Below are 15,033 nucleotides of genomic sequence, written 5' to 3'. Positions count from 1 at the left end.
TAGTGTATCCCAACGCATGCGCTGCAAACGATGTTTGTGGCGTCGGAAAGCATGTATTTTCGAAAAAGGAGTGCGTATGGGTGAAATAATGACCGCCCTGGTGTGGATCGCCATCGGTGCGGCTGGTGGCTTTTTCTTGAAGAAGTATCTTCTGGAGCAGGAGATGGACGGCGCGCAGCAGATGGCCGCGCGTATTTTGGATGAGGCAAAAAAAGAGGCGCTTGCCCAGAAAAAGGAGATTCTTGTCCAGGCGGAAGCAGAAGCCTTGGCGCGCAAGAAAGAGGCGGAGCAGGATGTCAAGGACCGCGAGCGGGAGCTCAAGAAGAACGAATCCCGCCTGCAGGCCAAAGAAGAGCGCCTGGAGCAGAAGGTCGAGCAATTGGCCCAGCGGGAAAGCGAGCTGGGTATGCTGGAGAAAAAGCTCGTCAAGCAGGAGAAGGAGCTGGAGGCCAAGGAACAGCGCCTCTGCGAATTGGTGGCCGAGCAGCAGCGGAAATTGGAGGAAATCAGCGGCCTGACGGCCGAGGAGGCCAAAAATCGCTTCATGCAGGAAGTGGAGAGCAAGGCCCGGCACGAAGCGGCGCGCATGATCCGCCAGATCGAGATGGAGGCGCAGGAGACGGCGCACCGCAAGGCGCAGATGATCATCGCTACAGCAGTGCAGCGCTATGCCAGCGACTATGTGGCCGAGCACACGGTGAGCGCCGTGGAGCTTCCCAGCGAGGACATGAAAGGCCGCATCATCGGCCGTGAAGGCCGCAATATCCGCGCCTTGGAAGCCGCCACGGGCGTGGACCTCATCATCGACGACACCCCGGAGACCGTAGTGCTCTCCGCCTTCAGCCCCTTGCGCCGGGAGATCGCCAAGCGCTCTTTGGAGCGCCTCATCAGTGACGGCCGCATCCATCCGGCGCGCATCGAGGAGATCGTGAAGAAGGTGGAGAAGGAGATGGAAGTGCAGGTGCGCGAGATCGGCGAGCAGGCCACCTTCGATCTTGGCGTGCACGGCATTCATCCAGAGTTGGTGAAGCTCTTGGGGCAACTGCGCTTTCGCACCAGCTTTACCCAGAACGTGCTCCAGCATTCCCTCGAGGTGGGCTTCCTCTGCGGCATCATGGCGGCGGAGCTGGGCATGGACGTGAAAAAGGCCCGGCGAGCCGGCTTGCTCCATGACATCGGCAAGGCCGTGGACCACGAGGTGGAAGGCCCGCACGCGGTCATTGGTGCAGACCTGGCAAAAAAATACAACGAGCCCGGGGATGTCATCCATGCCATCGCCGCCCATCATGAGGACGTTCCCCCCAAGAGCGTCCTGGCGGTATTGGTGCAGGCGGCGGATGCCCTCTCCGGCGCCCGGCCCGGGGCCCGCAAGGAACTTTTGGAGAGCTACGTCAAGCGCCTGGAGGAGCTCGAAGGCATTGCGATGAGTTTTGCGGGCGTCACCCGCGCCTACGCCATTCAGGCCGGCCGGGAAGTGCGGGTCATGGTGGACTGCGACCAGGTGAACGACGATGGCGTGTTTTTGCTGAGCAAAGACATTGCCAAGCAAATCGAAGAAAAGATGACGTATCCGGGCCAGATCCGGGTGACGGTCATCCGGGAGAAACGCGCCGTGGGCGTGGCCAAATAATGCGCATCTTGTTTTTGGGCGATATCGTAGGCCGCCCGGGGCGGCGCATCGCGCGTCAGGCGGTGGCCAAGGCGACGGCCACGTTGGGCGTGGATATGGTGGTGGCCAACGTCGAGAATGCCTCGGGCGGGGTCGGCATCGCGGCCAAGACCTGGGGCGAGCTTCGCGCCATGGGGATCCACGTGGGCACCACGGGCAACCACGTCTGGAAGCATCGCGACATCGAGCCCGTGTTGGCGCGCAGAGAGGGGCTGTTGCGGCCGGCCAACTATCCGGAGCCTGCACCGGGAACGGGCATGCATCTCCATTCCACGCCAGCGGGGCCGGTGGTGGTGATCAACCTCTTGGGCCGCACCTTCATGGAGGCGGTGGACTGTCCCTTTGCCGCTGCCGACGCCCTGGTGGCCGCCGCGCCTTCCGGGGCGTGCATCCTCGTGGACTTTCACGCCGAGGCCACGAGCGAGAAATGGGCCATGGCCCATTTTCTGCGAGGGCGGGTGCACGCCGTGCTGGGCACCCATACCCATGTGCCCACGCGCGACGCCACCATCCTCGACGGCGTGACCGGGTACATCACGGATGTGGGCATGTGCGGACCGCGGGAGAGCTGCCTGGGCATGGATCCCACGGCTGTGCTTGCGCGTTTCCGTACGGGCCGGCCGGTGCGTTTTCCCGTGGCCGATGGACCGGGTGTGGCCCATGGGGTGATCATTGATTGGGCCGAGGGGCGGTGCGTGGGCATGCGTCCCTGGGAATATACGGAGGGGCTATGACGGAAGCAGAAGTAGCGCGCCAGATGGCACAGATCCGGCGCGGGGCGGTGGAGATCATCGACGAGAAGGAATTGGAAGACAAGCTGCGCTCGGGAAGACCCTTGCGGGTCAAGGCCGGGTTCGACCCCACGGCGCCGGATCTCCATCTCGGCCATACGGTGCTCATCCAGAAGCTCAAGCATTTTCAGGATCTTGGCCATCAGGTGATCTTTCTCATCGGCGATTTCACCGGGATGATCGGTGACCCCACGGGCAAGTCCGAGACCCGCCGTGCGCTCACCCGGGAGGAAGTGCTCGCCAATGCCGAGACCTACAAGCGTCAGGTGTTCAAGATCCTCGATCCGGAGCGCACGCACGTGGCCTTCAACTCCACCTGGATGGACAGGCTCGGCGCGGCGGACTTCGTCCGCCTGTGCTCCCACTACACCGTTGCCCGCATGCTCGAGCGCGATGACTTCCACAAGCGCTTCACCTCCGAGCAGCCCATCAGCATCCATGAATTTTTGTATCCCCTGGCCCAAGGCTATGACTCCGTCGCCCTCCAGGCCGACGTGGAATTGGGGGGGACAGACCAGAAGTTCAATCTCCTCATGGGGCGCCATTTGCAGCGCGAGTACGGCCAGACGCCGCAGGTCATCCTCACCATGCCCATCCTGGAAGGTCTCGATGGGGTGCAGAAGATGAGCAAATCCCTGCGCAACTACGTGGGCATCGATGAACCGCCGGCACAGATGTTCGGCAAACTCATGTCCATTTCCGATGCGCTCATGTGGCGCTACTATGAGCTCCTCTCGGACTTGAGCCTCGATGCCGTGGCCGCGCTGCGGGCGGATGTGGAGGCGGGGCGCGTGCACCCCAAGACCGTCAAAGAGGATCTGGCCGAAGAGTTGGTGCGCCGCTTCCATGGCGCGGCGGCGGCCCAGGCGGCGCGGGAGGAGTTCGGCGCGGTGTTCGGCGCCGGCGCCATCCCGGAGGACACGCCGGAGTTCCGTGCCGCCCCCGGGGCCGTGCTCGCGGACGTGCTCGCCGCCAGCGGGGTGTGCGCCTCCAAGGCCGAGGCCAAGCGTCTCTGTAAGCAGCACGCCGTGGCCATCGACGGCCGCAAGGAGGAGGATTTCGGGTTTGTCTTCCCCGCGGGCACGTTTGTGCTCAAGGTGGGCAAAAAACGCTTCCTGCGGGTGGTGTGCGCATGAACCTCCTGGTGCGCCTGGCGCGCTTCGTGAAGATCGAACACTCGGTCTTTGCGCTGCCCTTCGCCTACATGGGCATGCTCTGGCACGCCCAGCCGTGGCCCGGGTGGCGGGTCTTTGGGCTTTTGACCTTGGCCATGGTGATGGTGCGTGCCTTTGCCATGGGCATAAATCGCATCGTGGACCGGCATATCGACGCCCAAAACCCCCGCACCCAGAATCGGGAATTGGTGACAGGCGCCTTGAGCCTGCCGCAGGCGGCAGGGTTTGTGGCCGGGTGCGCCGTACTTTTTGTGGGGGCATGCGCCGGGCTCAATCGCCTTTGTCTGGCGTTGGCGCCGTGTGCCCTGGCGTGGTCGGCCTTCTACAGCTTCACCAAGCGGTTTACCTCGGCATGCCACGTGGTGTTGGGTTCGGTCTTGGGGCTTGCCCCCATCGCGGGGTGGATCGCCGTGGCGCCTGAGTGGCATCCGGCGCCGGTGATCCTCGGGGTGGCGGTTGCCTTGTGGGTGGCGGGGTTCGACATCCTCTACGCCTGTCAGGATGAGGATTTCGACCGCCAGATGGGGCTGCACTCCATCCCCGCAGACTTCGGCATCCCGGCGGCGCTGCTGGTGGCGCGTCTCCTGCACGCCGTGGCTGCGGTGCTCTTTGCGCTGGCCGGCTGGGCGGCAGGGGCAGGATGGATCTACGCCGCCTGTGTGGCGGTCGTGGGCGGGGTGCTCTGGGCGGAACACCGGGTGGTGACGCCGCAGGACCTCTCCCGAGTGAATTTGGCCTTTTTTACCATGAATGGATGTGTGGCCATCGCGCTGGCGGCTGGTGCGGTGGTGGATTTGTTGTGGTGACCCGTTGCAACGCACGTGAAGGAAGGATGCCATGAGCCAGTTCCCCTCGTACCGCGGCCGGATGGAGTACCGTTGCCTGGGATGTCAGGAGCGCTATTCCATCGATGAACTTCACTACACCTGCCCTTCGTGTGGCGGGGTGTTCTTGTTGGAGGACACCACCTTCGATGTCCTGCGGCAGCATGCGCCTGACTGGTGGCGCAAAACCTTTGACGAACGCGCGGCCAGCAAGCGCACCGCCTTGCGGGGGATCTTCCGCTTCTACGAACTCATGGCCCCGGTGGTGGACGAAGAGCACATCGTCTACCTGGGCGAAGGCAATACCCCCATCGTGGAGGCCTCGCCGGCCCTTTCGCGCCAGGTGGGGCAGCGTTTCGCCTTCAAGAACGACGGCCAGAACCCCTCGGCCTCCTTCAAAGATCGCGGCATGGCCTGCGCCTTTTCCTACCTCAAGCGCTTGGTGGCAGTGCACGGCTGGAAGGAGGTCATCACCGTGTGCGCCTCCACGGGCGACACTTCGGCCGCGGCTGCCTTGTACGCCGCCTACGTGGGCGATCCCATCAAGAGCGTGGTGCTGCTGCCCAAAGGCAAGGTGACGGCGCAGCAGCTCTCCCAGCCCTTGGGAAGCGGCGCCCACGTGCTGGAACTGCCCGGTGTCTTTGACGACTGCATGAAGGTGGTGGAGTACTTGGCCGAAAACTACCGGGTGGCCCTGCTCAACTCCAAAAACGCCTGGCGCATCCTCGGTCAGGAAAGCTATGCCTTCGAGATCGCCCAGTGGTACGACTGGGATCTGGCCGGCAAGGCGGTGTTCGTTCCCATTGGCAACGCCGGCAACATCACCGCGGTCATGAGCGGCTTTTTGAAGTTGTATGCCTTGGGTATCATCGAGCAGCTTCCGCGGCTCTTTGGCGTGCAGTCCGAGCATGCGGACCCGGTATTCCAGTACTACGCCGCTTCGCCGGAGCATCGAAGCTTCACCCCGGTGCGGGTGCGTCCTTCCGTGGCCCAGGCGGCCATGATCGGCAATCCCGTGTCCTTCCCCCGCGTGCGCGCCCTGGCGGAGCGTTACGAAAAAGAAGGCGGCGCCGGGGCCTTCCAGGTGGTGCAGGTGTCCGAGCAGGCCATCATCGAAGGCATGCTTCTGGCCAATCGTCACGGCCACATCGCCTGCACTCAAGGGGGAGAGTGCCTGGCAGGACTTTTGCGGGCGCGGGAGCTCGGGCTTATGGATCCGCAGGAACTGGCGATCCTCGATGCCACGGCCCATGCCCTCAAGTTTGCGGGATTCCAGGATATGTATTTTTCCGGGACCTTGCCTGCAGAGTACAACATCACCCCCAACCCGGCGCTGGCCAATCTCCCCAAGCCGGTCTTGGACGACGCGGCCAAGGGCCGACTGGCCGAGGACGAATACACCCGCACCGCTGCCCGGCGGGTTGTGGAGATTTTGGGACTTTCTGCGCGGCAGTAAGTCGGTATTCCAAGGCCGGCTGGGCAGATCGTCTGAAGGAACATTGGGGGGAGCCTGTGGATTCAGGTGTCCCCCCCTTGTCTTGTGGAATGCTTTGGGCTAGAGATCTCTCGCTTTTGTGATTCCTTCAGGACAAGGCAAGTCCGGTGCAAGTCCGGCGCGGTGCTGCCTCTGTCACCCCTTGTGGGGAAGCCAGAAAACCATCCTGAAGCGCATTTCTGGACCCTGTCGGCGCTGGGCGTCGGCATACGGTATCACGAGGAAAAATACCCTCCATGTCTTCTGCCTGGAACGCGGTGCGGGGCTGTGAGCGGGTGAGTCTGTGCGACTGGCCCGGCCGGGTGGCTGCGGTGCTCTTTGTGGCTGGATGCCCGTGGCGTTGCCCCACCTGCCATAATGCTGCCCTTGCCTGGCATGCACATCTCCTTGCCCCTTTGGACCGCGAGGCGACCTTGGCGGATCTGCGCCGGCGGCGTATGTGGCTGGACGGTTTGGTGGTGAGCGGCGGCGAGCCCACCGCAGCCCCGGAGCTTGAGGCGCTGCTTGAAGACGTGGCACGTCTCGGCCTGCCGGTGAAGCTCGACACCAACGGCAGCGATCCTGCCAGGCTTGAGGCGCTGCTTGCCTCCGGCCTGGTGGATACCGTGGCAGTGGACGTCAAAGGACCGTGGTGGCGCTATCCGGAGCTCACTGGCGCACAAGTGACCCCGGAGGCGGTGGAGGCCCATTTCGTCCGCATCTTCGCCCTGGCGAAGCGAGCGCCGCAGCGGTTTCTCTTTCGTTGCACCCGTGTGCCCCAGCTCACCGAGGCCGATCTGGCGCAGGTGCGAAGACAGGTCCCAGAAATGTTCCCCATCCATTGGCAGGAGTATATTCCTCCTCGCCGTGTCCCTGAAGAGAACGAGTATGCCCAAACAGATTCGCAAGCGTGATGGACGGATCGAGACCTGGTCGGTGGATCGCATCGCCCAGGCCATTTTCAAGGCCCTCAAGGCCAGCGGCATCAAGGACCCGCTGCTTGCAAAGCGCCTGGCCGGCAAAGTGGAAGCGCGACTTGCCGACGTGGACATCCCGGAACAGGAGCTGGTGCAGGACACCGTAGAACAGATCCTCATGGAGTCCCGGCTCTACGGGGTCGCCAAGCGCTATATCCTGTACCGGGAACAGCGGCGGCAAATCCGCAGCCAGAAGGCCGCATTTTTAGACATTACGCAAACCATCGACAGCTATCTCAACAAGTCCGATTGGCGGGTGAACGAAAACGCCAACCTCGCCCACTCTTTCCAGGGGCTCATGCTCCACCTCTCCGGCTCCGTGCAGGCCCGCTACGCCCTGGAAAAATACCCGGAAGAGATCCGCCAGGCCCATGAGCACGGGTATTTCCATATCCATGACCTCTCCTTTGGCCTGGCTGGATACTGCGCCGGGTGGTCCTTGCGGGATCTCCTTTTGGAGGGATTCAACCTCGAGGGCCGGTGCTCTTCCGGGCCTGCCAAGCATTTCGATTCCATCCTGGGACAGATGGTCAACTTCCTGGGCACCCTGCAAAACGAATGGGCAGGCGCTCAGGCGTTCAACAACGTGGATACCTACCTTGCCCCGTTCGTGCGTCATGACCGTTTGACCTACGAGCAGGTCAAGCAGGCCATGCAGAAGTTCGTCTTCAACATCAACACCACGTCCCGCTGGGGAGGCCAAAGCCCGTTTACCAATCTCACCTTCGATCTGGTGCCTCCCAGGCATATTGCCGGCGAGGCGGTAATTATCGGCGGAAAACTCCAGGACTCCACGTATGGCGAATATGCGGCGGAGATGGAGATGATCAACCGTGCCTTCCTGGAAGTGATGCTGGAAGGCGACTACCATGGCCGCATCTTTTCCTTCCCCATCCCCACATACAACGTCACCGAAGACTTCCCGTGGGACTCCACGGTAGGGGACCTGCTTCTTCGCCTGACCGCCAAATACGGCGCTCCGTACTTTCAGAACTTCATCAATTCCGATCTCAAGCCGGAGGACGTGCGCTCCATGTGCTGCCGGCTCCAGATGGATTTGCGGGAGCTGCGCAAGCGCACCGGCGGGCTCTTTGGCGCGGGCGATCTCACCGGCTCCATCGGCGTGGTGACGCTCAATCTCCCCAAGCTGGCCTATCTCGCCCAGGGAGAGGAAGACTTTTTGGACCTGGTGCGCGAATATGCGGAACTCGCCAAGGACTCTTTGGAGTTCAAGCGCAAGATGGTGCAGGACAACATGGACAAGGGGATGTTTCCCTTCTCGCGGCGGTATCTCAAAAACGGCCTGCGCGGGCATTTCAGCACCATCGGTATCGTGGGCGGCCATGAGGCGTGCCTGAACCTTTTGGGCAAGGGCATCGATACCGAGGCGGGCATGCGGCTTATGCAGCGCACCCTGGAGTATCTGCGGGAGCTCACTGCCCGGTTCCAGGAAGAGACCGGGAACCTTTACAACCTGGAGGCGACCCCGGCCGAAGGGACGAGCTATCGTCTGGCCAAGATCGACAAGGAACTCTATGCCGACATCCATGTATCAGGTAATGGCGTGCCGTACTATACCAATTCCACGCTGCTTCCGGTCAATGCCACGGCGGATGTCTTCGAGGCCCTGGAGCATCAAAACAAGCTCCAGCCGCTCTATACCGGCGGGACGGTATTTCATTGTTTCCTTGGGGAGTCCGTGCCGGACACGGGGGCGCTGCGTTCGTTTATCATGAAGGCCCTGTCCAAGACCCGGATTCCGTATCTGTCCATCACTCCGACGTTTTCCGTGTGCAAGGATCACGGATACCTTGCAGGAGAGCATCACACCTGTCCGACGTGTGGAGCACCTGCGGAAGTCTATACCCGGGTGGTGGGGTATTACCGTCCGGTGCAGCTCTGGAACAAGGGCAAACAGGCGGAGTACAAGGACCGGAAAGTGTACGCCATGGAGACGTGCTTGCGGGCATAGGTGCCGCCTGGAGGCATAGAAAGAACACGAAGAGGCCGGGGAGAGATCCCCGGCCTCGCTGTTTGGTGACGGCGTGCTTGCGCTAGCGCAGCACGATCCCCACAAGTCCCATGGCGGCGCGCAAGACGCGGCGCAAGGGAAGGGTGCGTCGGGGACGGAGTTTTTGGGTGGAGAGGAATACGGTTATTTCACGCATGGCAGCCTCGGTTGTTGGATTTTTTTCGACGAAACGTCAAAAGACGAGCGGCAGCTAAGAATGATGTTTGGGTAAGTCAAGAAAAAAGTGAACGCCGCGAGATTTTGTCGCGGCGCTCGGAAGGACGGATGCGACCTCTTCAGGAGCCGAGCAAGGCTTGCTGGGTGGCCATGTCCCACTTTTGGGTGGAGGCAATGCCCCGGATACGCCGGAAGGCGTCCACGGCAGCTTGGGTGTGTTTGCCCCAGATGCCGTCGATCTTGCCGCGGTAGAGCCCCAGCTCCTTGAGCCGGCTTTGGATGGCGCGGGTATCGGCGGGGTTGGCGGGGGAAAGGAGCGTGGCGCTTGGGTGCGTGCTGCCGGGGTCTGGCTTCATGCTGGCGCGGGTGGCGGGGGTGAGCACGAGTTCGCAGTCCGCGGTGCTGAGCACGGTATGGCTGGTGGCGTGGATGAGGCGCGCTGATACGTGGAGGATGTGGCCGTTGGGTGCGTAGGTGCCGGTGAGTACTGCCTGGGCGGATATCGGGCTGATGAGCGCGCTTTCCTGGCGGGTGAGGGCGAATTCCCCGTGCGTGGGGCTGATGCGGAGCGACTGGGCGCGCAGGCGCACTTCGGACAGGGAAAATCCCCATTGGGCCAGGGCGTCGGCGGTGCGTTCCGCAAGCAGGCGTCCGAGCGGCGAGGTGGTTTCCACGTCGTCCAGGGAGACGAACACCGTAGGCACCACAGGCTGGCTGCGGTCCAGGCGCAGGGTGAGGTTGGAGGCCAGTTGCTCGGCCAAGGAGCTTGCGGCTTCGGTCACCGAGGTGGTGCGGCAGGGAGAAGCCACGGCCAGGGAGTTGACCATCACCATGAGGAGCACAGAGAGGAGAAGGGCGCGCATGGTTTACTCCACCAGCAGGTAATGTTTGAGCGGAGACTGCGGGATCGCAGGGCCGGGCTGGTACAGCCGCCGTTCTTCCGGCGGGATGTAGAAGACCGTGCTCGTGTGGGCGAGGACATTGCTGCCGAGATAGAGGCCAGCGGAGAGCACCATTTCCGTGGCCGGGGCATGGCCGGTATATTCGGCGCGGTCCTCGCGCACCACGGGGACGTCCAGATAGCGGCCGCGGTCGTCTTTGCCCTGGACAAAGCCCGGTTCAGGCACCGTGCGCACCCGGCTTTTCTCGCTGTTCCATTGGTGCTGGATGGTCTGGGTGCTCACTTCGAGCACCATCGCCCCGTCCGGTGCCGAAGCTTGAGGAATCCCTTGACCGGCCAGTTCCCCCAGGAGGAATTGGCGGAAGTTTTGGGCAAAGGGTGTGGTCCCCATGGGGGCGAGAAAAACAGGGATGCTGCCGTCCGGAGAAGTGCGGCGGTAGGCCTCTGTCATGACCCGTGCCACCCTGCGGGCAGCCTCCTGCCAGTGCTGGGCGCTCTCCAGGGTGTGCTGGGTGGTGAAGGCAAAGCCCACCGGCGCAGGCACTCGGGCGGTTTGCAGGTCGGTTTCTGCGCCAAAGGGGAGGACGCGGCCCGCGCATGCGGTAAGCAGGGCAAGGGCAAGGATGGGGGCAGAACGCATGGGACCTCCTGTGCGCCGGGAAGGTAAGCTTTCTCGGTGTATCGGCACGGAGGGGGAAAACTTTAGGCCGTGAGCGCCCAGGCGCCGATTTGCGGGACGCTTTCCATCGCCCAGTGGGCTAGTTCCAGTTCGGTATCCTCCCGGTACCAGAGGGAAACCTTGTCATTTCGTGGATGGTCATCATTGCCGGGACACAGCATCAAGGAAAGCCAGGTACGGCCGTGCGATGTTTGTTGAATGGCCCCTATGTTCCCGGCGCGAGCTGCTCCCCACCCCGAGCCATGATCTGGGGTGGGGCTCCCCTAGGGGAGCCCTGGATACCTCCGTGGATGCGGCTAGAAGTAGAGGTCACGCTCTCCTGCCTCGAGTCGGGTAAACCGCTGGAGGAGAGCGGCCTTGCGGTGGCTGTCGGGGTAATTTTCCAATTCCTGGGCTAAGAGGGTCTCGCCTGCCTGGCGGGTGGCAGGGGATGCGTAATCGAGGAGGTATTCTTTGAAAGTGAGCATGGCGTTGGGGCGACAGAAGTCTTGAATGAAGCCCTTTTTGGCCAGAGCCATGAAGTGCTCTCCGGTGCGGCCCAAACGATAGCAGGCGGTGCACCAGGAGGGGATGTAGCCATGTTCCCGCACGATGGCGCCGATGACCTCGTCGAGGGAGCGGTTGTCGCCAATGCAGAACTGCTGCACTTCGGGCCGGTTGTACTCGGGGTCGGAGTAGGCGCCAGGATAGGTCCGTGAGCCTGCAGAAAGTTGGGATACTCCGACTTCCAGGAGTTCCTTACGCAACTCCGCTCGCTCCCGCGTGGTGAGGATAAGGCCGGTGTACGGTACGGCCAGTCGCAGTACTGCCACGATTTTCTTGAATTGGTGGTCCGACACGGGATGCGGCGGATGGAAAGCGATGTCCGAGCCCAACGCCGGCTCCAATCGAGGAAAGGAGATGGTGTGCGGCCCCACGCCGAAATCTTTCTCCAACTGTGCCGCATGATACAGCAGACCGAGAACTTCGAAGGTGGAGTCGAAAAGACCAAAGAGCGCTCCAAGGGCTACGTCGTCAATGCCGGCCTCTTGGGCCCGGTGCAAGGCATAAAGACGCCAGAGGTAGTCTTGTTTGCGACCCGCTGGATGCATGGCGGCATAGGTTTCTTGATGGTAGGTTTCTTGGAAGCATTGATAGGTGCCAATGCCTGCCTCGTGGAGCAGGCGAAAGCCTTCGACATCGAGGGGGGCGCAATTGATGTTGACCCTTCGGATCTCTCCGCTCTTTTGTGATGTTACTGCATAGACGGTATGGACGGTCTCGGCGATCCATTGGGCACCGAATTTGGGATGCTCGCCGTATACCAGAAGCAGACGCTTATGCCCGATGTTTTCCAATGCCTCGACTTCTCGCCGAATATCTTCCTTAGAAAGAGTCTTACGGATAAGTTCTTTGTTTTTTGCGTTGAATCCACAGTACCTGCACTGATTGGAACATTCGTTGGTGATGTAGAGCGGAGCAAAAAGAACAAACCTGTTCCCATAGATACGTTTTTTGACATGGAGCGCAGCATCGAAGATTGCCGCATCAATATCTCGGTCTGTATTTTGGAGCAGAATAGCCGCCTCTTTTGGAAGAAGTCCCGTGCATGTCTTTGCTTTTTCAATAATATGGAGAGCATGTTTGGATGATGCTGTTTTTCCTGCTTCTATGTCCTGCCAGATTTGTTGTTCGTCGATGAAATTGGGTGTGCTCTTTTTCATAGTGCCATCCTCCACTACGCTACAAATGATTTGACGCGAACGCCTTCGACCATGCCCAGTTTTCCCGTGAGGGCGCCCATTTCATCGGTGGTCGCCTCGACGATGAGGCCGATGACATGGATGCCCTTTTCCCGAAAAGGAAGACCAATGCGGCCGGCGATGAGTTCTGCGTATTCGCTGAGGAGGGCGTTGACTTCAGGAGCGGCATTTTTGCGCTCCCGGATAAAAATACCAATGATACCGATGCGTTTCTCCATCATCAAGACTCCTTTGAGCTGCGGAGGAGAACGCGGCGGCGGTGGGGGCGCGAACAGAACATGCCTCTCGGGCAAGTGTGTTCTCGCCCTGAGGTTCAGGGGACCCCTTCCCGCAGGCATGTTCTCCGCCAATGGCTATGTGCGGAGGCACCATGCCTTGGACGGGGGGAGGAGTCAATATTTTTTTACAAAAAAAGAGTATAAAATATAAAATAGTGCTACTATAATAAAAAATATTTGAAATTTTTTATCTTTTTGAAAAGCCTTTTTCTTTGCAGAAATAATGTTGACACTAATGAATACTCAATTTTAAATGGTAACACATTTCTACGGGGCCAAGGGGTGCACGGTGCTGCTTGCGGAAAAATTTCCAAGTAAGGAGGTGAGCATGTCATCGGACCTGGCGGCAGTGCCGTCACCAAGTCGTTGAAAAACAAGGAGGTAAAAGGCGTATGGAACGGATCATCATGGAAAAAGTGGGGTATGAAGACCACGCTCCGGATCCCAAGGCGAATCCGGATGAACTGTACTTCATCAAGATTGACCCAGAAAAATGTATTGGTTGTGACACTTGCCAGCAGTACTGTCCTACCAATGCCGTATATGGTGAGACAGGAGAAGCGCATAGCATTCCTCATATTGAACTATGTATCAATTGCGGCCAATGTCTGACGCATTGTCCTGTTGGAGCAATTTATGAGGCTCAGTCTTGGGTTTCTGAGATTGAGAAGAAACTCAAAGATCCAAATATCAAAGTCATAGCAATGCCTGCGCCTGCTGTTCGGTATGCTTTGGGGGATTGCTTTGGGATGCCTGTTGGATCAGTTTCCACAGGAAAGATGCTCAGTGCATTGCAGAAACTTGGCTTTGATCATGTGTGGGACAATGAGTTCACGGCCGATGTGACCATCTGGGAGGAGGGTACGGAGTTCATTGGTCGGCTCACCAAAAAGATCGACGCCCCCTTGCCGCAGTTTACGTCGTGCTGTCCGGGCTGGCACAAATATGTGGAGTCGTTCTATCCAGAACTTCTTCCGCATCTCTCCACGGCCAAGTCGCCCATTGGCATGATGGGGGCTTTGGCCAAGACCTACGGCGCTGATACCATGAAGTATGATCGCGCCAAAGTTTATACGGTCTCTATCATGCCGTGCACGGCCAAGAAGTACGAAGGGATGCGTCCGGATTTGTGGTCCAGTGGTTACCATGACATCGACGCGACCATCGACACGCGTGAATTGGCGTATATGATCAAGAAGGCGGGGATTGACTTCGCGAACCTTCCCGATGGCTCTCGGGATACGCTGATGGGCGAGTCCACGGGCGGCGCCACCATCTTTGGAGTGACCGGGGGCGTCATGGAAGCGGCCTTGCGCTATGCCTATCAAGCCGTCACCAGCAAGAAACCGGAGACCTGGGACTTTAAACTGGTGCGTGGGCTCGGTGGCCTCAAAGAAGGCACCGTTACCGTGGGGGACGTGAAGGTGAATGTGGCAGTGGTCCACGGGGCCAAGCGTTTCCGCGACGTGTGCGAAACCATCAAGTCCGGTAAGGCGCCATGGCATTTTGTAGAATTCATGGCCTGCCCGGGCGGCTGTGTTTGTGGCGGCGGTCAGCCCATTATGCCGGGTGTTCTCGAATCCATGGACCGCACCACGACCAAGTTTTATGCCGGTCTCAAGAAGCGGCTGCGCATGATGGCAGAAAATAAGGCCTAAGGAGAGAAGACCATGCGTATCATGGAGTTTACTCGTCGTCAGTTTCTGAAGGTGGGGTGCATTGCCTGCGGCGCTACATTGGTGAGCTTGCGGTGGACGGCGCGGGCAGTCGCTGCCGCCAAAACCCTCAAAGACTATATGCTCGACCGTATCAACGGGGTATATGGAGCGGATGCCGGTTTCAAATTCCGTGCATCTCAAGAAAATCCTCAGGTCATCAAACTGTACAAAGATTGGCTGGAACACCCCAATAGTCATAAAGCCCATCAGTTCCTCCACATGCATTTCACCGATCGCTCTAAAGGCGTGAAGCGTCTTATCGCGGAGGGCAAGTATCCGAATCCGCGTGCCAAGGAATTCCAAGGAAATACCTATCCGTATGAATAACGGATGATGTGCGTTCCTTCCCCATGGCCTGAGATCAGGAAATTTTCTGCGTTCGAGGGTTGGGGGATGGGATTTTTACCTCCGTGTACAACAGCGCCGGATATCCTCTATATCAACCAGTTCAACGAATCGCATTCATTGATTGCGGTAGGAAAATCCGGACTACCATCTTGAAATGATCATTTTTTCGCTTCATAATGAATCTTGAGAATTGCATTTCTTTATGCGGTGCAAGCGCGCGGTAAGGCGCCCATCGAAATGCGGTGCAGGCGCGCGGTAAGGCGGCCATC

At 60.0% G+C, this 15,033-nt stretch carries 13 protein-coding genes; 9 read left to right on the top strand and 4 right to left on the bottom strand.

Annotation, left to right across the window (positions count from 1 at the left end):
- Window positions 1-76: 76 nt before the first annotated feature.
- The 7 genes from rny (at window position 77) to QMF81_RS10230 (ending at window position 8,882) form a co-directional block, all read left to right on the top strand.
- Complete coding sequence (gene rny / locus QMF81_RS10260; RefSeq protein WP_281750708.1) at window positions 77-1,630, top strand: ribonuclease Y; 1,554 nt, start codon at window positions 77-79, stop codon at window positions 1,628-1,630.
- Complete coding sequence (locus QMF81_RS10255; RefSeq protein ID WP_281750707.1) at window positions 1,630-2,403, top strand: TIGR00282 family metallophosphoesterase; 774 nt, start codon at window positions 1,630-1,632, stop codon at window positions 2,401-2,403. Before rny ends, QMF81_RS10255 begins: the two co-directional genes overlap by 1 nt.
- Window positions 2,400-3,596: a tyrosine--tRNA ligase gene (gene tyrS / locus QMF81_RS10250; protein WP_281750706.1), complete on the top strand. Its 1,197-nt coding sequence runs from the start codon at window positions 2,400-2,402 to the stop codon at window positions 3,594-3,596. Before QMF81_RS10255 ends, tyrS begins: the two co-directional genes overlap by 4 nt.
- Window positions 3,593-4,441: a UbiA-like polyprenyltransferase gene (locus QMF81_RS10245; RefSeq protein WP_281750705.1), complete on the top strand. Its 849-nt coding sequence runs from the start codon at window positions 3,593-3,595 to the stop codon at window positions 4,439-4,441. The genes tyrS and QMF81_RS10245 overlap by 4 nt, the downstream gene beginning before the upstream one ends.
- A gap of 31 nt (window positions 4,442-4,472) precedes the next feature.
- A complete protein-coding gene (thrC, locus tag QMF81_RS10240; protein WP_281750704.1) occupies window positions 4,473-5,915 on the top strand; it encodes a threonine synthase in 1,443 nt (480 codons plus the stop codon).
- A 275-nt stretch (window positions 5,916-6,190) separates the two neighbouring features.
- Entirely contained in the window at window positions 6,191-6,847 is a 657-nt protein-coding gene (locus QMF81_RS10235) for an anaerobic ribonucleoside-triphosphate reductase activating protein (RefSeq protein ID WP_281750703.1), read from the top strand.
- On the top strand, window positions 6,822-8,882 hold the full coding sequence (locus tag QMF81_RS10230) for a ribonucleoside triphosphate reductase (protein ID WP_281750702.1): 2,061 nt from the start codon (window positions 6,822-6,824) through the stop codon (window positions 8,880-8,882). Before QMF81_RS10235 ends, QMF81_RS10230 begins: the two co-directional genes overlap by 26 nt.
- Window positions 8,883-9,217: 335 nt before the next feature.
- On the opposite strand, the gene QMF81_RS10225 is transcribed toward QMF81_RS10230, so the two are convergent.
- The 4 genes from QMF81_RS10225 to QMF81_RS10210 all read right to left on the bottom strand — a co-directional run bounded on the left by QMF81_RS10225 (window position 9,218) and on the right by QMF81_RS10210 (window position 12,641).
- On the bottom strand, window positions 9,218-9,961 hold the full coding sequence (locus QMF81_RS10225; protein ID WP_281750701.1) for a FlgO family outer membrane protein: 744 nt from the start codon (window positions 9,959-9,961) through the stop codon (window positions 9,218-9,220).
- A 3-nt stretch (window positions 9,962-9,964) separates the two neighbouring features.
- Window positions 9,965-10,639 (bottom strand): hypothetical protein, encoded by a 675-nt coding sequence (locus QMF81_RS10220; protein ID WP_281750700.1) that lies wholly within the window; start codon window positions 10,637-10,639, stop codon window positions 9,965-9,967.
- 335 nt (window positions 10,640-10,974) lie between these two features.
- Window positions 10,975-12,381, bottom strand: coding sequence for a [FeFe] hydrogenase H-cluster radical SAM maturase HydG (hydG, locus tag QMF81_RS10215; protein WP_281750699.1), 1,407 nt, complete (start codon window positions 12,379-12,381; stop codon window positions 10,975-10,977).
- A 14-nt stretch (window positions 12,382-12,395) separates the two neighbouring features.
- Complete coding sequence (locus QMF81_RS10210; protein WP_281750698.1) at window positions 12,396-12,641, bottom strand: TM1266 family iron-only hydrogenase system putative regulator; 246 nt, start codon at window positions 12,639-12,641, stop codon at window positions 12,396-12,398.
- 449 nt (window positions 12,642-13,090) lie between these two features.
- Here QMF81_RS10210 and QMF81_RS10205 point away from each other — a divergent pair, with 449 nt between their 5' ends.
- A complete protein-coding gene (locus QMF81_RS10205; RefSeq protein WP_281750697.1) occupies window positions 13,091-14,356 on the top strand; it encodes a [FeFe] hydrogenase, group A in 1,266 nt (421 codons plus the stop codon).
- 12 nt (window positions 14,357-14,368) lie between these two features.
- Window positions 14,369-14,743: an iron hydrogenase small subunit gene (locus tag QMF81_RS10200; RefSeq protein WP_281750696.1), complete on the top strand. Its 375-nt coding sequence runs from the start codon at window positions 14,369-14,371 to the stop codon at window positions 14,741-14,743.
- Window positions 14,744-15,033 lie beyond the last annotated feature (290 nt).

This window comes from Thermodesulfomicrobium sp. WS (genome assembly GCF_027925145.1).
Lineage (GTDB): Bacteria > Desulfobacterota > Desulfovibrionia > Desulfovibrionales > Desulfomicrobiaceae > Thermodesulfomicrobium.
The sequence above is the reverse complement of the archived record's forward strand: the minus strand, read 5'-3'. Positions and strand labels throughout refer to the sequence as shown.

Excerpts from the sequence above, each read along its gene's own strand:
- QMF81_RS10245 (WP_281750705.1), top strand. The coding sequence starts at position 3,593 with ATGAACCTCCTGGTGCGCCTGGCGCGCTTCGTGAAGATCGAACACTCG.
- QMF81_RS10255 (WP_281750707.1), top strand. The coding sequence starts at position 1,630 with ATGCGCATCTTGTTTTTGGGCGATATCGTAGGCCGCCCGGGGCGGCGC.
- QMF81_RS10200 (WP_281750696.1), top strand. The coding sequence starts at position 14,369 with ATGCGTATCATGGAGTTTACTCGTCGTCAGTTTCTGAAGGTGGGGTGC.
- QMF81_RS10220 (WP_281750700.1), bottom strand. The coding sequence starts at position 10,639 with ATGCGTTCTGCCCCCATCCTTGCCCTTGCCCTGCTTACCGCATGCGCG.
- QMF81_RS10205 (WP_281750697.1), top strand. The coding sequence starts at position 13,091 with ATGGAACGGATCATCATGGAAAAAGTGGGGTATGAAGACCACGCTCCG.
- rny (WP_281750708.1), top strand. The coding sequence starts at position 77 with ATGGGTGAAATAATGACCGCCCTGGTGTGGATCGCCATCGGTGCGGCT.
- QMF81_RS10210 (WP_281750698.1), bottom strand. The coding sequence starts at position 12,641 with ATGATGGAGAAACGCATCGGTATCATTGGTATTTTTATCCGGGAGCGC.
- QMF81_RS10225 (WP_281750701.1), bottom strand. The coding sequence starts at position 9,961 with ATGCGCGCCCTTCTCCTCTCTGTGCTCCTCATGGTGATGGTCAACTCC.
- thrC (WP_281750704.1), top strand. The coding sequence starts at position 4,473 with ATGAGCCAGTTCCCCTCGTACCGCGGCCGGATGGAGTACCGTTGCCTG.
- hydG (WP_281750699.1), bottom strand. The coding sequence starts at position 12,381 with ATGAAAAAGAGCACACCCAATTTCATCGACGAACAACAAATCTGGCAG.
- QMF81_RS10235 (WP_281750703.1), top strand. The coding sequence starts at position 6,191 with ATGTCTTCTGCCTGGAACGCGGTGCGGGGCTGTGAGCGGGTGAGTCTG.
- tyrS (WP_281750706.1), top strand. The coding sequence starts at position 2,400 with ATGACGGAAGCAGAAGTAGCGCGCCAGATGGCACAGATCCGGCGCGGG.
- QMF81_RS10230 (WP_281750702.1), top strand. The coding sequence starts at position 6,822 with ATGCCCAAACAGATTCGCAAGCGTGATGGACGGATCGAGACCTGGTCG.